16 protein-coding genes and 1 pseudogene are annotated in these 22,153 nt (G+C 56.6%); 9 read left to right on the top strand and 8 right to left on the bottom strand.

Annotated elements, in window-relative coordinates:
* From BM155_RS15755 to hutC, 8 genes and pseudogenes are all read right to left on the bottom strand, one after another.
* A pseudogene (locus tag BM155_RS15755) lies at positions 1-535 on the bottom strand (transposase); the annotation flags it as partial.
* Between the two features lie 165 nt (positions 536-700).
* Positions 701-1,321: a response regulator transcription factor gene (locus BM155_RS15750; protein WP_067156368.1), complete on the bottom strand. Its 621-nt coding sequence runs from the start codon at positions 1,319-1,321 to the stop codon at positions 701-703.
* A gap of 44 nt (positions 1,322-1,365) precedes the next feature.
* Positions 1,366-2,154: a 3-hydroxybutyrate dehydrogenase gene (locus BM155_RS15745; RefSeq protein ID WP_067156366.1), complete on the bottom strand. Its 789-nt coding sequence runs from the start codon at positions 2,152-2,154 to the stop codon at positions 1,366-1,368.
* A 193-nt stretch (positions 2,155-2,347) separates the two neighbouring features.
* On the bottom strand, positions 2,348-2,743 hold the full coding sequence (locus tag BM155_RS15740; RefSeq protein ID WP_067156362.1) for a hypothetical protein: 396 nt from the start codon (positions 2,741-2,743) through the stop codon (positions 2,348-2,350).
* Between the two features lie 93 nt (positions 2,744-2,836).
* A complete protein-coding gene (locus tag BM155_RS15735) occupies positions 2,837-3,124 on the bottom strand; it encodes a hypothetical protein (RefSeq protein ID WP_067156359.1) in 288 nt (95 codons plus the stop codon).
* Between the two features lie 162 nt (positions 3,125-3,286).
* On the bottom strand, positions 3,287-4,828 hold the full coding sequence (gene hutH / locus BM155_RS15730; RefSeq protein WP_067156356.1) for a histidine ammonia-lyase: 1,542 nt from the start codon (positions 4,826-4,828) through the stop codon (positions 3,287-3,289).
* 35 nt (positions 4,829-4,863) lie between these two features.
* Positions 4,864-6,540, bottom strand: coding sequence for a urocanate hydratase (gene hutU, locus BM155_RS15725; protein ID WP_074904178.1), 1,677 nt, complete (start codon positions 6,538-6,540; stop codon positions 4,864-4,866).
* Between the two features lie 119 nt (positions 6,541-6,659).
* Positions 6,660-7,394 carry a histidine utilization transcriptional repressor HutC gene (gene hutC / locus BM155_RS15720; protein WP_074904175.1) on the bottom strand — a complete coding sequence of 245 codons (735 nt, stop codon included), beginning with the start codon at positions 7,392-7,394 and terminating at the stop codon, positions 6,660-6,662.
* A 344-nt stretch (positions 7,395-7,738) separates the two neighbouring features.
* Between hutC and hutI the strand changes: the two genes are divergently transcribed.
* The 9 genes from hutI to BM155_RS15675 all read left to right on the top strand — a co-directional run bounded on the left by hutI (position 7,739) and on the right by BM155_RS15675 (position 22,030).
* A complete protein-coding gene (gene hutI, locus BM155_RS15715) occupies positions 7,739-8,983 on the top strand; it encodes an imidazolonepropionase (RefSeq protein WP_074904173.1) in 1,245 nt (414 codons plus the stop codon).
* Complete coding sequence (gene hutG / locus BM155_RS15710; RefSeq protein WP_067156345.1) at positions 8,967-9,938, top strand: formimidoylglutamase; 972 nt, start codon at positions 8,967-8,969, stop codon at positions 9,936-9,938. The genes hutI and hutG overlap by 17 nt, the downstream gene beginning before the upstream one ends.
* 300 nt (positions 9,939-10,238) lie before the next feature.
* Complete coding sequence (locus tag BM155_RS15705; protein ID WP_067156342.1) at positions 10,239-12,170, top strand: TonB-dependent receptor domain-containing protein; 1,932 nt, start codon at positions 10,239-10,241, stop codon at positions 12,168-12,170.
* A 486-nt stretch (positions 12,171-12,656) separates the two neighbouring features.
* Positions 12,657-14,021 carry an isochorismate synthase gene (locus BM155_RS15700; protein ID WP_074904170.1) on the top strand — a complete coding sequence of 455 codons (1,365 nt, stop codon included), beginning with the start codon at positions 12,657-12,659 and terminating at the stop codon, positions 14,019-14,021.
* The gene (locus tag BM155_RS15695; protein ID WP_217641557.1) at positions 14,018-15,685 is read left to right on the top strand and encodes a (2,3-dihydroxybenzoyl)adenylate synthase; all 1,668 of its coding nucleotides are present in this window, start codon (positions 14,018-14,020) and stop codon (positions 15,683-15,685) included. Before BM155_RS15700 ends, BM155_RS15695 begins: the two co-directional genes overlap by 4 nt.
* A gap of 19 nt (positions 15,686-15,704) precedes the next feature.
* Positions 15,705-16,565: an isochorismatase gene (locus tag BM155_RS15690; protein ID WP_067156339.1), complete on the top strand. Its 861-nt coding sequence runs from the start codon at positions 15,705-15,707 to the stop codon at positions 16,563-16,565.
* Between the two features lie 3 nt (positions 16,566-16,568).
* Positions 16,569-17,372 carry a 2,3-dihydro-2,3-dihydroxybenzoate dehydrogenase gene (dhbA, locus tag BM155_RS15685; protein ID WP_302848373.1) on the top strand — a complete coding sequence of 268 codons (804 nt, stop codon included), beginning with the start codon at positions 16,569-16,571 and terminating at the stop codon, positions 17,370-17,372.
* A 330-nt stretch (positions 17,373-17,702) separates the two neighbouring features.
* The gene (locus tag BM155_RS15680) at positions 17,703-18,845 is read left to right on the top strand and encodes an efflux RND transporter periplasmic adaptor subunit (protein ID WP_074904195.1); all 1,143 of its coding nucleotides are present in this window, start codon (positions 17,703-17,705) and stop codon (positions 18,843-18,845) included.
* The gene (locus BM155_RS15675; protein ID WP_074904167.1) at positions 18,842-22,030 is read left to right on the top strand and encodes a multidrug efflux RND transporter permease subunit; all 3,189 of its coding nucleotides are present in this window, start codon (positions 18,842-18,844) and stop codon (positions 22,028-22,030) included. Before BM155_RS15680 ends, BM155_RS15675 begins: the two co-directional genes overlap by 4 nt.
* The last annotated feature ends 123 nt before the right edge of the window (positions 22,031-22,153 follow it).

Genomic DNA, 22,153 nt, shown 5'->3' with positions numbered 1-22,153 from the left:
GCCTTGCTGATATAGCGGCCGTTTTCCTTGATTTTATAGTGGATAGCGTCGAGCCAGATGATAGGGTAGATAGGCTCCAGGTCGCGCTCACGCCAGGCCTGAAGCTCGGGCGCAGCTTGTCTGTAACGGCATTAATGGTGCCGTTGGAGAGTTCCATACCGTAGATTTCGGCAATGTGTGTGCGGATGTCCTGGTAGCTGTTACCGAGGGCAAACAGGGCAATCACTTTGCGCTCCAGTTCGTCGGTAAGCTGCGTCTGATGCTTTTTGACGATCTGCGGTTCGAAGGTGCCGGCACGGTCCCGCGGCGTATCCAGTTCAAAGCTGCCAGCGGAGCTCTTCATGGTCTTAGATGTATGGCCATTCTTGCGGTTGGGCTTGTCCTCGCTTGCGAGGTGCTCCTCCAGCTCCGCCCGCATGGCCGCTTCGGTAAGCTGTTTGATCAGTGGGGTCAGGATGCCGTCTTTGCCACTGAGGTCTTTGCCCTCACGCAGTGCCTTGATGGCGGCATCCATATCGAAGGTAGGTTTGGTCATGGGTCATCTCTTTTTTGTTTATGGTAAAGAAATGACACAGAATTCTGAACACTACCCAGCCAATACAAAAATTACTAACTGGGTGTTAGATAGGTCCTCGTAGCAGCCATGTAGTGGTACCCGGATATAAAATCTCTGCCACCACCACTGACGTACAAAGAGCTCTTAAAGCTGGACCAGAGACTGAGCCTCGCGAATCAACTGCTTGCGGTCGCGCAGTTCCAGCTTGCGCAGAATCGCTGTCACGTGGCTTTTTACTGTGGGTTCGGTGATTTCCAGCTCAAAGGCAATCTGTTTGTTCAGCATGCCGCGGGCGATCATGTGGAAAATGCGCAGTTGCTGCGGTGTCAGTCGGTTTAAGCGCTCGGCGAGGTCGCTTTCCTGCTCGCTTTCCAGTGCCTCGGTGCTGAACCATTGTTCTCCCGCCAGTACCTGTTCGATGCACTGTACAATTTCCTCCGGCTCTGCCGTTTTGGAGAGAAAACCGCTGGCCCCGAGTGCGGCGGCCTGCCGTATCACTGTATCTCTGTCGCTGCCGGACACCACCACAACCGGGACCGTCGGATAGTCGTTGCGTATCTGCGCCAGGCCGCTGAAGCCCTCGCTGCCGGGCATATTCAGGTCCAGGAGCAGCAGGTCAATGGTGGAATCCTCCAGGGCGTTCAGGGTGGACTGGAGATCCCGGCTCTGCAGAAGTTCGCAGTCCGGGAAGTGGCGGGACAGAGTGGTAGCCAGGGCGTCGCGATAGAGGGGGTGATCGTCGGCAATCAGCAGTTGGTAATTCACTTCGCGCCCCGTTGATGAAAAATTTATATAACGGGGCGGAGATGTTACTGCGCGCTCCAGCCTCCGTCCACCGGCAGGGAAGCGCCGGTAATAGTGTTGGCGAAGTCGCCGCATAAATAGAGTGCCAGTTCGCCGATAGCCTCTGGTGCCGTTGCCCGTGTCAGTGGCTGCTTGGCGCCGATCAGGCGTATTCGGGCGGCTTCCAGATCCAGGCTTTCGCGTTCGGCAATGGCTTCTATTTGGGGTTGTATTAAGGGGGTCTCGACCCATCCGGGACAGATGGCGTTGGCGGTGATGCCAAAGTCAGCGTTTTCCAGTGCCAGCACTTTGGTTAACCCCACTAGGCCGTGTTTGGCGGCGCAGTAGGCGGCTTTCTGCTCGGATGCTACCAAGCCGTGTACAGAGGCGATGTTAATGATGCGCCCCCACTGATTCTCGCGCATACCGGGCAGCAGTTCCCGGCTGAGGAAGAAGGCCGCACTCAGATTGATGGCGATAATTCTGTGCCACTGTTCGGTGGGAAAATCCTGGGCTTGGGAAGTAAATTGAACCCCGGCATTGTTGACCAGAATTGACGGCTGGCCGATGGCTTCACGAGTTTCGGCCACCAGCTGCGCGCAGCCTTCCTCTGAGGCGATATTCGCCGCGCTGAAACCGCATTCCACGGCGTATTTTTCGCGGAATTGGCGCTGTAATTGCGCGCCCTGCGCAGGTTCCATCAGCCCGTGCAACATGACAGGGTGGCCGGCTCCCGCCATGCGGTGCGCGATTGCAAGGCCAATACCACTGGTGGAGCCGCTGATTAAAACCGGTTGTTTTTGTTCCTGCTGCACTGAAAAACCCCCGCAGTTGTTTTCCGGTCCGGCCTATCCGCCGCGCACCGGCATTTAGAGTCTTGTGTTTGTTTTTAAAAATGCTAGCAGCGGTGCCGGGGCTGGTCTGTATGACCAAGGTATGAGAACAGTGATGCGATGGGCTGCCGCCGCCGGCGCGATACCGGCAGCGGCGGGAGGAAGTGTGCCCTTATCAGCGGCGATGAGACGAGCGGTGTCCGCTGGAGCGGTGTATTGACCGGCTCGGGCTGCGGTAATAGGAACGACCACTGTGATAGCTGCGGCCACGGTAATAGGAGCGGTTGTGATAGTAGGGACGGGTGCGGTAGTAGGGACGGCCGCGATATTGGTAGTGGCCGCGATAGTAGGGGCGTCCGTAGTAACGGTAGCGCGGGTGGTAGCGATAGCGGTAGTAGCGCGGAGATGAGTAATAGAGATAGACGTTACTGGATGGATAATAGTAAGGGTAAGAGTAGGGATAGGTGGAATAGTAGCCGCCGCTGTAGTAGCCGTCGGTTACACAGGCGCCTAAGGTAAGGGCGGAGCCGATGGTGGTGGCAATCAGCCCGGTTTTGAGGAGTCTGTTCATAGCACAATCTCCGAGTTGGGAAAGCTCCATTGGTTACGGCATTCCCTGCGGCACCTCTGTGTCGCTCGCCTGGGATTGGTTGGTGCCCGCCGGTTAGTAGGGGATAAGCCGCGGCGCCACCGGCGGCCAGTAGTAATAGGGCGGCCGCGGACGGTAGTAGCCCCCGCTCCAGTAGTAGTCAGGGTGGCGTGCGTTATGGCAGACGCCGTCCGGGTGGCAGTGGGAATAGGGGCCGCCGAACCGGTAATAAGCCCTGCCGGTTACAGTGGTACTGCGGGGGGAGTACCCGCTACCGCTGCAGGCGGACAGCGTCAGGACACTTGTGGCCATCACTACACAGCAGGTGGCGGACGCCAGCACCCTTTCACACAGCCTGCTCATTCAGACCTCCGCGCCGGTTGGCGGCTAAAACATCTAATAGTCAGCCTAGCAGGGATGGCGCAAATTTCATCAAATTGCGCGGATTTCGATCTCTTTTGTCGAGAGGAGGGGGAACAGAAAAGGCGCCGAGCGGATACGGCGCCTCAGAAGCGGGATGGAGATTCAGTGGCAGCTGGGCAATAGCTCGTTATTGACAAGCTGCAGGTAGAGGGCGCTTTTCAGCAGCTGTTTGGCTTCTTCGATATCCGGCGCGAAGTAGCGGTCCTTGTCGTAGAAAGCCACCCGCTCGCGCAGCATCGCCTTGGCCGCTTCCAGTGTTTCTGTGGTCTTCAAAGGCGCGCGGAAATCCAGTCCCTGACAGGCGGCCAGCAATTCCACCGCCAGAATACCGCAGGTGTTGTCGGCCATATCCCGCAGGCGGCGACCGGCGAAGGTGGCCATGGAGACATGGTCTTCCTGGTTGGCGGAAGTCGGCAGTGAGTCGACACTGGCCGGGTGGGCGAGGGTTTTGTTTTCGCTGGCCAGCGCGGCGGCGGTTACCTGAGCGATCATAAAGCCGGAGTTGACCCCGCCGTTTTCCACCAGGAAGGGCGGCAGGCCGGACAGGTTGGTGTCGATTAACAGGGCCATGCGGCGTTCGGAGAGGGCGCCAATTTCCGCCAGCGCCAGGGCCAGGTTGTCGGCGACCATGGCCACAGGCTCCGCGTGGAAGTTGCCGCCGGAAATAATGTCGGTGTCTTCCCCGTCGGCGAACACCAGCGGGTTGTCGGACACGCCGTTGGCTTCCGCCAGCAGCACTTCGGCGGCAAAGCGGATCTGTTGCAGGCAGGCGCCCATCACCTGGGGCTGGCAGCGCAGGGAATAGGGGTCTTGAACCTTTTCGCAGAATTGGTGGGAGTCGCCGATCTGGCTGCTGTCGCCGAGCAGTGCGCGGTAGGCGGCGGCCACGTCGCGTTGTGCTTTTTGTCCTCGCACCTGATGAATGCGGTCGTCGAAGGGACGGCGCGACCCCTTGGCGGCCTCCAGCGCCAGAGCACCGGTGACGACAGCGCCGGCAAACAAGTCTTCAGCCGCGAACAGCCCCTGCAGCGCAAAGGCGGTAGAGGCCTGGGTGCCGTTCAGCAGCGCCAAGCCCTCTTTGGGGGCGAGGGTTATCGGTGTCAGGCCCGCTTTTTTCAGGCCGTCTATGGCGGGGCGGCGTTCGCCGTTGATAAATACTTCGCCCTCGCCCAGCAGCACCACGCTCATATGGGCCAGGGGGGCGAGGTCGCCGGAGGCGCCCACTGAACCCTTTTCCGGAATCGCGGGGATAACACCGGCGTTGACCAGTTGGATCAGCGCGTCGATCAGTTCCGCGCGCACGCCGGAAAAGCCGCGCGCGAGGGAATTGATTTTCAGCACCATCAGCAGGCGCACTGTGGCCTCGTCCATAAAGTCGCCGGTACCGGCGGCGTGGCTCAACACGATTGCACGCTGCAGAGTTTCCAGATCTTTTTTCTCGATGCGCGTGTTTGCCAGCAGGCCGAAACCAGTGTTGATTCCGTAGACGGTGCGCCCCTCGCTGAGCACCTGGGCAACGGTTTTGGCGGCGGCCTCGATGGCTGGATAGGCACTTTTGGCCAAGGACAGGGTTACCGGCTCGCGCGCGACGCGGCGCAGTTGGGCGAGGCTCAGCTGGCCGGGGTCAATTTCCAGTTGGTACATAAAACTCTCACCAAATTGTTATTTTCGAAGCGGTTTCAGTCTTTCAGCATCGGCAAGTCCAGGCCCTGTTCCCTGGCGCATTGCTTCGCAATTTCGTAGCCCGCATCCGCGTGGCGCATCACGCCGGTGGCCGGGTCGTTCCACAGCACCCGTTCAATACGCTTGCGCGCCGCTTCGGTGCCGTCACAGACAATCACTACGCCGGCGTGCTGGGAAAAGCCCATGCCTACACCGCCGCCGTGGTGGATAGAGACCCAGGTGGCGCCGCTGGCGGTATTCAGCAGGGCGTTGAGCAGGGGCCAGTCGGATACGGCATCGCTGCCGTCCAGCATGGCTTCGGTTTCGCGGTTGGGGCTGGCGACGGAGCCGGAATCCAGGTGGTCGCGGCCGATTACCACCGGCGCCTCCAGCTCGCCGCTGGCCACCATGTCGTTAAAGGCCAGGGCCAGGCGCGCGCGGTCTTTCAGACCCACCCAGCAGATTCGCGCCGGCAGGCCCTGAAAGCGGATGCGTTCGCGGGCCATATCCAGCCAGTTGTGCAGCTGGGGATTGTCCGGGATCAGTTCTTTTACCTTGGCGTCGGTTTTGTAGATATCTTCCGGATTGCCGGACAGGGCCGCCCAGCGGAAGGGGCCTATGCCTTCGCAGAAGAGCGGGCGGATATAGGCGGGTACAAAGCCGGGGAAATCGAAGGCATTTTCTACGCCTTCTTCGAAAGCCATCTGGCGGATGTTGTTGCCGTAGTCCAGGGTGGCGGCGCCGCGCTTTTGCAGTTCCAGCATGGCCTGTACCTGGATGGCCATGGATTTTTTCGCTTCCTTTACCACCAGTGCCGGATCTTTTTGGCGCATTTCTGCGGCCTGTTGCAGGGTCCAGCCCTTGGGCAGATAGCCGTTTAACGGATCGTGGGCGGAGGTCTGGTCGGTGACTGCGTCCGGCTGGATATTGCGGGCGACGATTTCCGGAAAAATTTCCGCGGCATTGCCGAGCAGGCCGACGGAAACCGCTTCGCCTTTGTTTTTGGCCTCTTCGATAATTTGCAGCGCCTGATCCAGACTGTCGGTTTTGCGGTCCAGATAGCCGGTGCGCAGACGAAAATCGATGCGGCTTTCGTCGCACTCGACCGCGATCATGCTGAAGCCGGCCATGGTCGCCGCCAGCGGCTGGGCGCCGCCCATGCCGCCGAGACCGCCGGTGAGAATCCAGCGGCCTTTGGACTGGCCGCCGAAATGCTGGCGTGCCACTGCGGCGAAGGTTTCATAGGTGCCCTGCACAATGCCCTGAGAGCCGATATAGATCCAGGAGCCGGCGGTCATCTGGCCGTACATCATCAGCCCTTTTTTATCCAGCTCGTTGAAGTGTTCCCAGTTGGCCCAGTGGGGCACCAGATTGGAGTTGGCGATCAGTACTCGCGGCGCGTCGGCGTGGGTTTTGAATACACCCACCGGTTTGCCGGACTGCACCAGCAGGGTTTCGTCCTCCTCCAGGCGCTTTAATACCTCGACGATCTTGTCGAAGCACTCCCAGTCCCGTGCGGCGCGGCCGATGCCGCCGTAGACAACCAGTTCCTCCGGGCGCTCGGCTACGTCCGGGTGCAGGTTGTTCATCAGCATGCGCAGCGGCGCTTCGGTAAGCCAGCTTTTCGCGTTGAGCCGGGTGCCGGTGGGGGCGGTGATTTTACGGTTGGGATCGCGGCGTTTATTGGTCGTCATGGTTGCCTCGCAAGGTATTTTCTCGGAGTCGCCCGTTTGTATTTCTTTATCGGGTGTGTAGTTGTCTTAATCCGTGGGTGCGAAAGTTATTTTGGCGGTGGGGTACGCATGCCAATTCTTCAGAACCTGAGCTGCGCGCCCAACCGATAACGATTCCCCGGGTGCACCAGCCGCGCAAAACTCACGGTGCCGGCGCTGCTCTTGGTGCGGCGCCAGATCTGCAGGCATGGGCTGTTTACTTCAATTGCCAGTGCCGCGCTGATGGCCGCATCCGCGGCAATCGCCTCCACCGTGGTGTCCGCCTCGACCAGCGGTGCCACCCGGGACAGATAGGCGTTGGGGGTGGTCGCACTGAAATCCTGTTGCAAGTAGTCTGGCGCCAGCGCCGGATTGGTAAAGCGCTCTTCCCACTGAATCGGCAGCCCGTTATCGCAGTGCACAATGATCGAGTGGAAGATGAGCGCGCCCTCGGGCACGTTCAGGGCGTGGGCCACTTCGGGTGTGGCTTCCCCCCCCTGCAACAATAGAACCCGGCTGCTGTAGCTGTGGCCGCGGGCGGAGATCTCGTCGGCGATATTGCGCACTTCCAAGAGCGAGCCCGCCGGCACCGGCTCGGCGACGAAGGTGCCCAGCCCTTGGGAGCGTTTCAGCACCCCTTCGTCTGTCAACTCACTCAGCGCCCGGCGCGCCGTCATGCGGCTGACATTGAACTCCTGTGCCAGTTGGTTTTCCGAGGGCACCTGAAAGTGCACCGGCCAGTTGCCCGTCTCTATCTGGCGGCGGATATGGCGCTTGATGGCTGCATAGCGTGGCTCGCCGGTGTTGGGGCCCGAGGGCTCTCTTGCAGTATTCATAGACTTCGGTCAATTGCTACGTCAGCTTGTATATGGTTGTATATACAAGATGGTGGGTACTATGGTGCCCACTCCGAGTGCTGTCAAGCCGAGTGCGGCTTAGGTGGGATTAGTGGGTGGGGTCGGGATGCCTGTCAGGCAGAGGCCGCGCCCGCGCCGCCAGCTCGGCGAGTCTCTGATGAGTTTGCCTGAGTGCCCCGGGATTAATTTCGGCGCTCACTCGAATTAATCAGAGGTTCCTTAGAGAAACCGCTCGGTCTACCGGGCGACCGTCTATGGTTAAAAGAAGAAATTCGCGCCGTCCGTGTCATGTAAAGGCCGTTTCGGCGTTGGGAAAAGTATCTATGACAGAACGCTGTGACTTGTTGATCACCAATATCCACGCCGCCACCATGGACCCGGCGATCCGCGGGGGCTACGGTGCCGTGGAGGACGCCGCAGTGGCGGTGACCGGCGGCAAAATTGTCTGGCTGGGTTCGCGCAAAGAACTGCCGGATTGCAGTGCGGATGAAGTTGTAGATGGCGAGGGCCAGTGGCTGACACCGGGCCTGATCGACTGCCACACCCACCTGGTTTACGGCGGCCACCGCGCGTCGGAATTTGCCCGCCGCCTCGGCGGTGAAAGCTACGAGGAGGTGGCCCGGTCCGGCGGGGGGATTTTGTCGACGGTACGCGCCACCCGCGCCGCCAGTGCCGAACAGCTCTACGCCGCTGCTGTGCCACGCCTGCAGGCGCTGATGTCCGAAGGCGTGACCACCGTGGAAATCAAATCCGGCTACGGTTTGGAGTTGGACACGGAACTGAAGCAGCTGCGCACCGCCCGCCGCCTGGCTCAGCACTACCCGGTGGAGATTGTCACCAGCTGTCTTGCGGCCCATGCCCTGCCGCCGGAATACGACGGCCGCGCGGATGAATATATCGATCTGGTATGCGAGCGGATACTGCCTGCGGCGGCAGGGGAACAGTTGGCCGATGCGGTGGATATGTTCTGTGAGTCCATCGCTTTTTCTGTCGAGCAGTGCCAGCGGGTTATCGACTGTGCGAAGAAGCTCGGCCTGCCGGTGAAGGTACACGCGGAGCAGATGGCGCATACCGGTGCCACCGCCATGGCGGTCAAGGCCGGCGCTCTCTCGGTTGACCATATTGAGTACACCACTGATATGGATGTGGCGGCCTTGGCCGAAAGCGGCACCGTCGCAGTATTGTTGCCGGGGGCCTTTTACACGCTGCGTGAAACGCGTACACCCCCGGTGGAAAAGCTGCGCGCCTCTGGCGTCCCCATGGCTCTGGCCTCTGATCTCAATCCAGGCAGCTGCCCCCTGGCATCGCTGCGCCTAATGATGAACATGGGTTGTAATTTTTTCGGGCTGACGCCCGCGGAAGCCCTGGCAGGCGTCACCCGCGCCGCGGCAAGGGCGTTGGGACTCAGTTGCTCCCGTGGATCACTGCGTGTGGGACTGCGGGCGGATATGGTCCTCTGGCCAATGGATACTCCCGATCGGCTGGCTTACGAAGTAGGCGCGCTGAATCCAGCGCGGGTATTTTTTGCCGGCAAAACCGTAGGAGGCAGCGATGTTGCAGCTGGCTGATATGCGCCTGTGGCGCGGCCGCACTGACACAGAGGACGGCAGAGCCGGTGAGCGCTGGCACCAGAGGATTGCGCCCTTGCAGCTGGACAGCCCGCCAGGGGTGGCGATACTCGGTTTTGCCTCCGACGAGGGCGTGCGCCGCAACAAAGGCCGCATCGGTGCTGCCAAGGGGCCGCGCGTGTTGCGCCTGGCCATGGCCAACCTGCCCGCCACTTTTGATGCGCCCCTGTACGATGCGGGTAACGTCAGAGTTCAAAAAGACGACCTGGAGTCCGCGCAATCGCTGCTGGGCGCGCGCATCGCCGAACTGCTCTCTGGCGGCCATTTTCCGCTGGTGCTCGGTGGCGGCCACGAGATTGCCTTCGGTAGCTATTTGGGTATCGCCCGCTGGATGCGGGAACAACACAGAGATAAGACGCTCGGCATTATCAATTTTGACGCCCATCTGGACTTGCGTATCCCTGCGCCCAAGGGCTCATCGGGTACACCCTTTTATCAGATCGCCGAGCAGTGCGAGATCAATGGTCGCCCGTTTAATTATCTGTGTGTCGGCGCCGCCGACAGTGCCAATACACCCGCGCTCTACCAACGCGCCAATGAACTGGGTGTGAGGGTGATTCGCGACCGCGAAATTACCGCCTGGAACCTGGAGTCGGTGCAAGAGCGGATTCGGGAATTTATCCGCGGTGTGGACATTGTCTACCTGACCGTGTGCCTGGATGTTCTGCCAGCGGCGGTGATGCCCGCCGTCAGTGCCCCGGCGGGGCGGGGTGTGTCACTGGAGTTATTGGAACCGCTGCTGGATACGGTTTTGGCATCGAAAAAGGTGTGCCTGGCGGATATGGCGGAGTACAACCCCTATTTCGATATTGAAGATCGCGCCGCGCGCACGGCGGCGATTATCGCCTTCCTGATCGTCAACGGCATTTCCGCGCTGCCGCAATCCACAATTTGATCCCAGTCCATTCCGTTTGAGCGGCACAGGCTGGCCGCTCCCCTTCGCGTGGCAATTCTGCTGCGCACGCAAATTGTTCAACACCCAATTGCCGCCACCTGCCGTCGATTCGCGCGCTGTCACTGGCTTTCGGCTGTCGGCCCGCGCTGTGCGAAAACAAATTGACGCGAATTACCTGCCCAGCTTGGGGTTAACCATTGTTTAGTATTGTAAAGCTAAATAAGAATCTATATCATTTGCATCAATTGGACGTTACACGCGGGTGGCGTTAACTCGCAGACTGGGGGAGAGTTTTGACAAATGTTTAAAAAAAATACGCTTGCTGCACTGATCGCAATGAACCTGGCGGTACCGGTATACGCCGCTGACGCTGAGAAGGGGGATATGGAGGAAATGGTCGTGACGGCAACGCTGACCGCTCGCGATAGCGCAACCTCTCCCGCCTTTACCAGCGTCATTACCTCCGAGGAAATCACACGTACTTCCGTCAACAGTCTCGCCGATTTATTGCGGGATACGGTGGGGGTGAACAACCGCTCGGACTCACTGGGGCGGGATGAAATTCAGATCCGCGGGATGGGCGGGCGCTACACCCTGATCCTAGTGGATGGAAAGCGGGTGTCCTCCATCGGTGCCCTGTGGCGAGGCGGAGATTTTGATTACAACTCCGTACCCCTCGGCAGTATCGAGCGCGTGGAAATCGTGCGCGGTCCTATGGCTGCGCTGTATGGCTCTGATGCTATTGGGGGTGTGGTGAACATTATCACCAAGGCGCCGTCACAGGAGTGGCACGGCAATGTCAACGTGGAATTCCGCGGGGTCGACGGCGGTGAAGAGGGTGCGCAGCAACGTGTGAATGCTTCCATTTCCGGTGCGCTCAGCGATCGCGTGAGCCAATCCCTGAGCGCGGAAATTTATCAGCGCGATGCCTGGTACCGCAACGATGCCGATGATCTGACAGAGGTGCCCGGATTGGAGGAAAAAGAATCTTCCAGTTTGGTGAGTACCACCCGGATCAAGCTGACCGACAATCAAAATCTCGATGTGGACCTGGGTTATAACAATGATGAGCGCCCCTACGGCCGCTACAGTGCTGGCGATGGCTGGGCTGACTATCGGGAGCAGTCAATTGAGCGCTTTTCCTACGGCTTGACCCACGATGCCAAGTGGGGCTGGGGTAAAAGTGTTGTCTACCTGAAGCAGGAAGACAGCGAAATCGAGGACTACAACAGCCGCTACGACGATCCGCAAGATCGGATACTGGAAGAGCAGAATACCTATTTTAAAGCGTATGGCATTACCGAGCTGGGTATTAACGCCGTAACAGCCGGAATTGAGTACCGGGAACAGGAAGTCACTGACAAAGTTTCCTATGCAGATACCGGCTCTGAATCCGTCAGCACTACTTCTCTGTTCGTTCAGGATGAAATCGCCTTCACCGAGCGATTGAACCTCACTCTGGGGGGGCGCCTCGATGATCACGAGCTGTTCGGAGATCATTTCACCTCAAAGCTGTTCGTGACTTATGCATTGACGGACGCAATTGTATTGAAAGGCGGTATCAGCGAGGCATTCAAGGCGCCGGATGTTTATCAGTTCAGTGAACAATACCAACTGCTCAGCTGTGGAGGCTCTTGTTATATACCTGGAAATCCCGATCTGGAGCCGGAAACAAGCACCAATATGGAAGCGGGTATTGAGGCGCGTGAAGACGGCTGGCACCTAAGTGCGGTGGTCTTCGATAACGATGTCGAAGATAAGATAGAGGCCAGTTATATCGAGTCCCTCGGTGCCCGCGCCTGGGTGAATCTCTCCACCGCCCACACCCGGGGCATAGAGCTGGATGGCAGTGTTACGCTGACGCCAAGCGTTTTCCTTTCCGGCAATTACACCCATATGTTCGATGCGGAATACAGCTACGGCGGAGAAGATATAGACCTGGAGAATCAGCCGGAAACGCAGGCAAACCTGGCGCTGAATTGGCAGATCACCGATGCGCTAAATGGCAACGTTTCCGCTAACTATGTCGGCGAACAAGTAGATTATTACGGGGAAACCCTGCCTTCCTACACCCGCCTTGACGTAACCGGGTCCTATGAAATAACGGACGCATTCGGACTGCGATTTGGAATAAAAAATGTTACGGATGTCGACCTGGAAGAGGAAAATGAAAGCTATTACTCAAGGGAATTGGGCCGAAATTATTATCTGAGTGCCCACTATAGCTTCTAAGGATGCGCCCATGTGCATCCATCAAGCGCGGTTCTGCTTGTAACTGCATTCAGGTGCCCACTGCTGGGCACCCTGTCTTCGGCCCGATTCCGGGCTGGATAGCGCACGGATGCGTGCCGGGGCTATATGCAAAGGAGTTGCTGATACTGGTCCCGGCTTATTGCACTGATGTCCGGTGGAAACTCATTCCAAAAACTCCTCGGGTTCACTAAAGAATCTCTGTTTGATTCGCGCGAGCGCTGCAGTTGATTGAGGGGCACACAGGTAATGAAATGGATATTTCAATAATGTATGACTAGGCCGCTATAGATTCCGCCCGTACATATAACGATATTCTAAATATCCATAGCTTTAATTGAGCACCATATCTGCGTGCAGCAACGATTGCCCTGAAGCGAATTAATCAGATTCTTTTCAATATCCAATAGCGCCCGTGGGACCATTTTGGAAGTGGTCAGATGTTCCTTTACTCGCGAGGAGAATGCGATGAACGAACTGGCTGAAGCTGCAGAGTTCAAGGGGGTGGATTCTGAGCTGGCAAACGCGGAATACCTTTTTATGTCATCCCACTGCGGCATTCGTGGAAATGGGATATTTGAACAATTGCTACTGCCGGTAAAAAGCGGGGATAAAAGTCACCAATGGATTCTGGGGGGCAAGGATGGAGATTCGGACAACGATTTCTTCCATCATAAGTTGCGAGCCGCATTTCAACGGGCGCGTCAGGCAGGGATAGCCAACCCGATTGCCATTGGCGCTATTCCCTTTGATCAGACACAGCCGGCGGAGATTACAATACCGTGCAGTTATGAAATTTTCTCGCGTTCACTGCGGATTAAGCCTTTTATAGCTGTTAAAACAAAACAGGGTGAGTGTAAATCCCCCCGGTTGCTGCACCAAAAGAGCCTGCCAGAAAAACAACGCTTTAAACAGGCGGTTAAGCAGATCATTGCGAACTTTTCCCTCAGTGATATCCGAAAAGCCGTTCTTTCCCGCATGCTGGAGTTGGAATTGGATGGCCCTGTGTGCCTGAACACATTTTTTAGTCGTCTGGTTGCGCTCAACCCCTCTGCCTATCATTTCCGCTTTCCGCTATCCAGCGGTGCGCAATTGATAGGGGCAAGTCCGGAGCTGTTGCTGCGGCGCCAGGGAGCGCAAGTGTATACCAATCCCCTGGCTGGCTCGGCCAAGCGGCAGGGCGATACGGCGATGGATAAAAAGGTCAGTGAAAATCTCACCGAGTCCGCTAAAGATGCCTACGAGCACCGGCTGGTGATTGAAGATATTCGCGCGCAATTGACGCCGCTGTGCAGCGAACTAAGCATTCCCGATAGCCCTCAATTGATGCAAACCAGCACCATGTGGCATCTCTCTACGCCAATTTGTGGAACGCTGGCTAACCCGGATATGACAGTACTGCAGTTGGCCTGCCGCCTGCATCCAACGCCGGCTTTATGTGGATTCCCGACGGAAGCTGCGCAGAAACTGATTCAACTGGTGGAACCATTTGACCGGGGAATGTTCGGTGGCATCGTCGGCTGGTGTGATGCCCAGGGCAATGGCGAATGGGCGGTGGCAATTCGGTGCGGATTCTTTTCCGGACGCCGTGTACAGCTTTTTGCGGGTGCAGGCATCGTGGCGGACTCGGACCCGGAAAGTGAGTGGCAGGAAACACAGGCAAAACTTAAGACGATGTTGAATGCCCTCGGCGTTGACGCGGACATGGAAAAAGACGGGGAAAAAGCTGACGTTATCGGCGAAGACAATGTAAGGGCGAACAAAAATAACAGCGGAGAAATTGCTCGGGCCGCGCGCAAGCCGTTGGACACCAGGTCGGAGGTGTCGGCATGACTACAGAGGCTATGGGTGCGATTTCCGCAATTGAATACACGCAATGGCCCGAGGAGCTGCAACGTCGCTATCGGCAGAGTGGCTACTGGATAGACCGCCCCCTGACTGATTTGATACAGGGGAGTGACTCTGCAAAAAACGTGGCTGTAATTTGTGGCGAGCGGGCCTTTACCTACGCGGATCTTGACCGGCTGTCATCCCATTTGGCGGCAGAGCTTGGGCAGCGCGGACTGTGCCGGGGGCAGACTGCGCTGGTCCAGTTACCCAATATCGCCGAGTTTTATATTGTCTTTTTTGCCTTGCTGAAACTTGGCGTGGCGCCGGTCAATGCGCTGTTTAGCCATCAACAACTGGAACTCAATGCCTATGCGGAACAACTGCAACCGGCGCTGGTAATCGGCAGCGCGCGTCACAAGCTGTTTCGAAGTGCAGATTTCACTGAACAGCTGAAAAAGAAATTCCCCCAGGTGCACGTATTGGTGCTGGGGGCCACAGATTACACAGACGATCTGGAACAATGTCTCCACAGCCCTGAGGGCCCCGCCGGACGGGCGTTTTGTTCTCCCTCGGCGGCACATCAAGTGGCATTTTTCCAATTGTCCGGAGGCAGCACGGGAACACCAAAGCTGATCCCGCGCACACACAATGATTACTACTATAGTGTGCGCCGCAGCGCGGAGATTTGCCGCCTGAGCTCGCACACCAGATACCTCTGTGCATTGCCCGCACCGCATAATTTTCCCCTCAGCTCCCCGGGCGCTCTCGGTGTTTTTCACGCGGGGGGCACCGTGATCCTGGCCGAATCAACGGAGCCCGGGCAGTGTTTTGCACTGGTGCAGCGCCACGGCGTCACCATGGCCGCCTTGGTCCCTTCAGCGGTAAACCTCTGGCTGTCTGCAGCTGAGCGCGCGCAGGCGCGCGGAGAGAAGCCTCTGAACAGTTTGCAATTGTTACAGGTGGGCGGGGCGAATTTTGCCGAGACAGTGGCCCGCCGTGTTCCCACTGTCCTTGGGTGCCGTTTGCAACAGGTTTTCGGAATGGCCGAAGGCCTGGTGAATTACACGCGTCTGGACGATAGCGATGAAAAAATTTTCACCACTCAGGGGCGCCCGATGAGCGATGGCGATGAGGTTCGGGTGCTGGACGAAAAAGGCAACCCAGTAACCGTGGGGCAGCCCGGTCTGCTTTATACCCGTGGCCCATACACCTTTCGCGGTTATTACAAGGCACCGCAGCAAAACGCACGGGTATTCGACAAAGAGGGATTTTACTGCTCCGGAGACATAGTGCAGCAGGATGAAGACGGCTATTTAAGAGTCGTGGGGCGGGTCAAAGACCAGATCAATCGCGGTGGAGAAAAAATAGCCGCGGAAGAGGTGGAAAACCTACTGGTGAAACACGGCGACATTGAACAGGTAGGGTTGATTGCCTTGCAGGATGCCAATCTTGGGGAGAAGAGCTGCGCCTGTATCGTCACACGCAACGCAAAATTAAAACCCGTACAGCTGCGCCGTTTTCTTAGAGAGCAGGGGCTTGCCGACTACAAGATACCGGACCGGTTCCAGTTTCTCAAAGCGCTGCCGCTGACGGCGGTGGGAAAAATTGACAAGGTGGCTCTGCGTGCTCAGGTGGGGCGCCGCTTATTGGCCGAGGAAGCTATTTGAAGGAGGCTGGGAAGCAAATATGAGTATTCCATCTATCCGCTCTTATCCAATGCCACAGCAGATGCCCGAGAACAGGGTTCGGTGGAATCTGGATGCCGAAAGAGCTGTGCTTTTGATTCACGATATGCAGGAGTATTTCCTGCACTTCTATGGTGAAGAAAGTGCGCTTATCGACACTCTGCTAGCGAACCTCATCGCACTGCGTTCTTGGGCCTGGGAACATAAAGTCCCCGTGGTGTACACCGCCCAGCCACCCAGTCAGACGGCGGAAGAGCGCGCGTTGCTGACGGATCTGTGGGGGCCGGGAATAACCGCGAGTGATCCAGAAGCGGCAAAAATTGTTACGCCACTGACACCGGAGAAAAATGACACTGTGCTGGTGAAGTGGCGCTACAGTGCTTTTCAGCGTTCGCATCTTGAAGCCCTGATGCGCGATTGGGGGCGGGATCAGCTGATTATTGGTGGTGTATATGCCCACATCGGCTGTATGACTACAGCGCTCGATGCATTTATGCGGGATATTAAGCCGTTTCTCGTTGCGGATGCTGTCGCCGACTTTTCGCCCCGGGAGCATCAACAAGCACTTGATTTTGTCGCTGGTCGCTGTGGGTCGGTGACGACGGTTGAAGAGATTTTAAATCCAGTAGCGAAAGTGGACTTTCCCTGGCTGACCGCGCAAATCACCCCCTTGTTAGAGGAGGATGCCGGAACACCGGACCCCGAAGACAACCTTCTGGATTATGGGCTCGACTCTATTCAGGTAATGCAGCTGATCGGTCGCTGGCAGCAGCTAGGTATACATCTTAGTTTCGAAGAGCTTGCAGGTGAGCCTACCCTGGCCAATTGGTGGAAATTGATTGAGCAAAAACAGGCAGCTTGATTAGTGAATATCGTCGATAACAGTAGCGGTTACAGTTTCCAGCAACAAACTGTCTGGGTCACCGGTGCCGCGCGCGGGATTGGGCGCGTAGTCGCAGATCGCTTTGTGCATCTCGGCGCCCGGGTACTGGGGTTGGATTGTCGTTTTGAAGGCAGGGGATATGCCTTTACAACCCGTCACCTGGACGTATCTGATCCGGAGCAGGTCCGTGTATTAGTTGAGGAAATGCTTCACGAGGGGATGGGCCCAAGAGTTCTTGTTAATGCCGCCGGTGTATTGCGGCTCGGAGATATCGACAAGACAAGTCGCAACGCCATGTCGCTGAAAGATTGGGAAAAATGCATGGATGTGAACGTCAGTGGCGTTTTTTATTTGCTACGCGAATTGTCGCACCATTTCAAAACACAACGGCAGGGCGCCATTGTTAATATCGCTTCCAACGCGTCCAGGGTGCCGCGCATGTGCATGGGGGGCTATTGTGCTTCCAAGGCGGCTTTGCAAAGCCTGAGTCACTGTGCCGCTTTGGAGCTTGCGGAATTTGGCGTGCGTTGCAATCTGGTTTCTCCCGGCTCTACGGATACAGAGATGTTGCAATCCATGCTGATGGATAAGCGTGGAAATGTTGAGGATGGCTACCAAAGAACAATTGCCGGAATTCCGGAGCAATACAAATTGGGAATACCTTTGAAAAAGATTGCAAAGCCAGAGGAAATTGCCAATACGGTGATTTTTCTTGCTTCCGATCAGGCGAGTCACATCACCATGCAGAATATCGTTGTCGATGGTGGAGCGACATTATCTGCCTGAGAAAAATAGATAAATTAAAGCAGGTCTTTTATCGGGTGACTAAAGATTTATCCATGTGCCATGTCAGAGAAGGGTTGTGGAACCTCTGATTAATTTGCATGAGCGCTGTAGTTGATTGCGTAATACGTATCTGGATGAAAATAATCTTTGTCATCAAGTAGAAAACTATTCAGAGGTTCGGCAATTCAAATTAGTTGAGTTTTTAATGTTGTTGGGAAATGGATTTGGCTTCAGGCGGGTGGGAACCTGGAGAATGCTATTGACTGGATTAAAAATAGGAAAACAGTAGTGAAAAATAAAATATTAGTAAAACTTATCGTTCTATTTTTCATGCTGTTTGGCTGTGCAGAAAGCATGCCGGATCGAGAGATAGATGGAAAAAAATCTCCACAAGTTGCCGTGACAAAGGTATCCGTTGGTCCTATGCCTGTGGAGTATACGCTGCCAGCCCGGGTTGCTCCTTTGAGAATTGCGGAAGTTCGCCCGCAGGTTAGCGGCATATTGGAGAAGCGCTTGTTCAAAGAGGGGGCCTTTGTCAATGCCGGTGACCTGCTCTACATCATTAACTCAGACGATTACCAGATACAGGTTGCGCGGGCCAGGGCGGAGGTAATGGCTGCGAAGGCAGAACTGGAAACATTAAAAAATGAAGCTTCGCGCCTGAAGAAATTGTCCGAAGATGACGCAATCAGCCGGCAATTAAGTGAACGTGCGCAAGCGGAGTATTTGCAGGGACTGGCCCGTGTGCAGGTGGCTGAGGCAGCACTGAACCAGGCTGAACTGGATTTAAAGCGCACAGAAATCAGGGCTCCTATCGCAGGTGTGATCAGCCGGGCATGGATTACTGAAGGTGCACTTGTCGCAGCGGACCAGAACCAGCCCCTGGCCAGTATTCAGCAGTTAGATCCCATTTATATCGATATAGTCCAATCGGGAGAGCAAATGCTCTTGGTCCAGCAGAAACTGGCCAGCGGTTGGATGAAACCCGGTAATCGAGAAGTAGAGCTTATTATCGGTGATCAAGTTTATCCGCATACCGGTCAGATTAAGGCCACGGAGCGGAATATTGATCTTCAGACTGGTGTACTCACTCTGCGCGCAGAAATCCCCAATCCCGACGGATTGTTGCTGCCGGGTATGTTTGTGCGTGCCCGGGTGCAGCTGGGTGTGGCCAGAGCAGTAGCTCTGGTACCACAACAGGCTGTGCATTTTAACGGTCGTGGCGAGGCGCAGGTGTGGGTTGTCGGAGATGATCAGAGCGTATCTCTGCGCCGCGTGGAGCTGCTGGCCAGCAAGGAGCATCAGTGGGTTTTGGGTGAGGGATTGGCCGAGGGCGAGCGTGTACTGGTAGAGGGAAGTTTGCGCGTATATCCAGGATTGGTGGTGGACGCTGTGCCGTGGACGAATACGGGTGAAGCCTCAGAGCGCACAGCCTTGGTCAGGGTGGAGAATGCAACGGAGGCGCAACCTTGAACACCAAGCGCGGTACCAGCGCAACCTTAGCGCACTTTTTTCTCGCACGGCCGGTACTCAGCTGGGTTTTGATCCTTGTGATGATACTCTGCGGGGCAGTGGCTTTGCGTCAACTCCCCGTTGCGCAATACCCTCCTGTCTCTCCGCCTACGGTCAATGTATCCGCTGTTTATTCCGGTGCCTCCGCGGAAGTGGTCGAGGCCAGTGTGACTCAGGTATTGGAGCAAGCGCTGAAAAACCTGGATCACCTGTTGTATTTTTCATCCAGTAGCAGCTCAGCTGGTGAAGCGCGGCTACGTCTCACTTTTGCCCAGGGCACAGATCCGGAGGTAGCACAGATGCAGGTGCAGAATCGGGTCAATGAAGTGAGCTACCGCTTGCCGCCGGCGGTGCGCCAGGCCGGGCTTAATGTTTCGGCTCAGCAGGGCAGCTTTTTGATGGTGGCTGTTTTTTATGATGAGAGCGGTGTGCGCAATGATTCCGACCTCTCCGACTGGATCAACAGCCAAGTCGCTGATGCAATTAGTCGCGTACCCGGAGTCGGGCAAATCGAACCCTTTGGTTCACCTTACGCGATGCGTATCTGGTTGCAGCCGGAAAAGCTAACCGCCTATGGCCTGATGCCCGAGGATGTATCCCGGGCAATAGAGGCTCAGAACACAGAAGTTCCGGTGGGAGAATTGGGGGCGCGGCCATCCAGACCCGGACAACAGTTGAACGTCTCAGTAACCGCGCTATCGCGTCTGCGCACTGTAGAGCAGTTCCGCAATATTGTGCTCAAATCGTCTGTGGATGGTGCTGTCGTGCGCCTGGCGGACGTGGCCAGAGTGGAGATCGGCAGCGAGGATTACACCACCACTTCCCGTTTTAATGGCAAGCCGGCATCTGGACTTGCCATTAATCTCGCACCCGGCGCGAATGCCGTAGCGACTGCAGATGCGGTGCGTGCACGCATTGCCCAGTTACAGCCCAGTTTTCCGCCTGGTGTGAAAGTATTTTACCCGGAGGATGCGTCCCGTTTCGTAAAGCGCTCCATAGGAGAGGTGGTAAAAACCTTATTGGAAGCGGTGCTGCTGGTTATTCTGGTGATGCTCGCCTTCCTGCGCGATTGGCGCGCCACGCTGATTCCGGCCGTTACCATTCCCGTAGTGGTACTGGGAACTTTCGCCATCCTCGCTTCGGCCGGTTATTCCATCAATACATTGACCTTATTCGGGTTGGTGCTCGCCATAGGCCTGTTGGTTGACGATGCTATTGTGGTGGTTGAAAACGCCGCGCGGATCATGGCGGAACGCGGACTGGATGCCGCGGCGGCTACCCGCCAATCAATGGAGGAAATTACCCCGGCACTGGTGGGAATCACTATGGTACTGGGTGCGGTATTTTTGCCTATGGCATTCTTCCCCGGATCTGTGGGGGTTATTTACCGTCAATTTTCTATCACCTTGGTATCAGCAATGGCGCTTTCGGCTCTAGTGGCGATTGCATTGACGCCAGTGTTGTGCGCGCAACTGCTCAGATCCGCCCCACGAAATCAGCGGTGGAAAACCCGGGGAGACGGGCTTGTCGTCACCGGGCTCAATTATGTGCTGTCACGTCCGGGCCGCTTTGCTCTGATTTATGCAGTCTTGATTGGGACTGTATTTTGGGGATATCAACGTTTGCCGGATTCGCTGGTGCCGGTGGATGATCAGGGAACGGTAATGGTCCGCTACACACTGCCGCCTGGAGCGACCTATACCCGCACCGCCGGATTGGTGGAAGGCATTGAGAAATATTTCCTCGAAGAAGAGGCCGATAACGTCGCAGGGATTTATACCGTTTCCGGATTCAGTTTTGGTGGCGCCGGGCAAAATGCCGGCATCGCATTTATACCCTTGGTGGATTGGGAGTTGCGCTCGAGCGAAGAGAATAGCGCTCAGGCTATTGCCGCGAGGGCCACAGAAGCGCTCAGCCACTTAATGGATGCGCGAGTCTTTGCCACCGTGCTACCCCCAATCGACGGTCTGGGGGAGAGTGACGGGTTTGAGTTCTGGCTGCAGGACGGGACCGGGGAAGGTCAGCAGGCGCTCGCCGAACGCGCGCGAAACCTGGTTCAGGCACTCAATGAGAAACCGGAAATTTTATTTGCCGATAGTGATGCCTTAGAGCCAGGTCCAGTGCTGCGAATTGATATAGATCGTCCCAAAGCGGCGGCGCTGGGGCTGGATCTTGACAGTGTTAATTCAACGCTCAGCACTGCATGGGGCAGTGCTTATATCAACGATTTCGTGCACCAGGGGCGTTTGAAGAAAGTGATACTCCAGGCGGATGCCGGAGCCCGGGCTGTACCGGAAGACCTGCAGCGGTGGTACGTGCGCAACCGACAAGGTGAAATGACACCATTCGCCGCCTTTGCCTCTAGCCGCTGGGATACGGCGCCCGTTGAGCTGGCCCGATTCAACGGTATGCCGGCAATCCGTATTAGCGGTGTCGCCGCACCGGGGGTGAGTTCCGGTGCGGCGCTCGCCGCAGTGGAACAGCAGGCAGAGGCGCAGGGGGAGGCTCACTACGCGTGGAGCGGCCTGTCTTATCAGGAGAAAATATCCAGCGGCCAGGCGCCGATGATGTATGCGGTATCCATTCTGTTTATTTTTCTTTGTCTGGCCGTTTTATATGAGCGCTGGACTATCCCTCTCTCTGTATTGCTGGTTATTCCCGTAGGGCTTTCAGGAGCGGTACTGGCAGCCAATTTGTTGGGCCTGGCTCACGATATTTATTTCCAGGTCGGTGTAATTGCCACCATTGGCCTCACAGCAAAAAACGCCATTCTGATCGTGGAGTTTACAGAGCAGGCGCGTGTCAATGGCGAACCTCTACTTACAGCGATTTGTTCGTCTGTGCAAAAACGCCTGCGTCCTATTCTTATGACTTCACTAACATTTGGTGCCGGCGTGATTCCACTGGTATTGGCTTCAGGTCCAGGCTCTGCCGCGCAGCGAGCGATTGGCACAAGTGTACTTGGTGGTGTGGCCTCCGCGACAGCAATGATTTTATTTTTGACGCCTTTGTGCCATCTGTTGCTGGTGCGGTGTGAGGTTCTTGTGAAAGAACGAATCGAAAAGTCCACAAGATTGAAGAGGTACACTGTAAGTGGCGGGAAAACCCCTTCTGATTCGCTGAGAGAGGCCAGCCCGGAATGCTAATACTCCTAGTCATTTTTTTTCATATCGGCGCAACGCTGATGTATCTGGGTCATCGGAACCAGTGCTGGATAAGTCGCTCTTTGTCTCCAAAGTGGGGTTGGTGCGGTACCACATTAACAGTGG

The sequence above is a fragment of the Microbulbifer thermotolerans genome (assembly GCF_900112305.1).
GTDB lineage: Bacteria > Pseudomonadota > Gammaproteobacteria > Pseudomonadales > Cellvibrionaceae > Microbulbifer > Microbulbifer thermotolerans.
Note: the sequence above shows the minus strand (reverse complement) of the source record. Positions and strands in the feature narration are given on the sequence as shown.

Coding starts and splice junctions, on each gene's coding strand:
- BM155_RS15740 (WP_067156362.1), bottom strand. CDS start 2,743: ATGAACAGACTCCTCAAAACCGGGCTGATTGCCACCACCATCGGCTCC.
- BM155_RS15735 (WP_067156359.1), bottom strand. CDS start 3,124: ATGAGCAGGCTGTGTGAAAGGGTGCTGGCGTCCGCCACCTGCTGTGTA.
- hutH (WP_067156356.1), bottom strand. CDS start 4,828: ATGTACCAACTGGAAATTGACCCCGGCCAGCTGAGCCTCGCCCAACTG.
- hutU (WP_074904178.1), bottom strand. CDS start 6,540: ATGACGACCAATAAACGCCGCGATCCCAACCGTAAAATCACCGCCCCC.
- hutC (WP_074904175.1), bottom strand. CDS start 7,394: ATGAATACTGCAAGAGAGCCCTCGGGCCCCAACACCGGCGAGCCACGC.
- hutI (WP_074904173.1), top strand. CDS start 7,739: ATGACAGAACGCTGTGACTTGTTGATCACCAATATCCACGCCGCCACC.
- hutG (WP_067156345.1), top strand. CDS start 8,967: ATGTTGCAGCTGGCTGATATGCGCCTGTGGCGCGGCCGCACTGACACA.
- BM155_RS15705 (WP_067156342.1), top strand. CDS start 10,239: ATGTTTAAAAAAAATACGCTTGCTGCACTGATCGCAATGAACCTGGCG.
- BM155_RS15700 (WP_074904170.1), top strand. CDS start 12,657: ATGAACGAACTGGCTGAAGCTGCAGAGTTCAAGGGGGTGGATTCTGAG.
- BM155_RS15695 (WP_217641557.1), top strand. CDS start 14,018: ATGACTACAGAGGCTATGGGTGCGATTTCCGCAATTGAATACACGCAA.
- BM155_RS15690 (WP_067156339.1), top strand. CDS start 15,705: ATGAGTATTCCATCTATCCGCTCTTATCCAATGCCACAGCAGATGCCC.
- BM155_RS15680 (WP_074904195.1), top strand. CDS start 17,703: ATGCTGTTTGGCTGTGCAGAAAGCATGCCGGATCGAGAGATAGATGGA.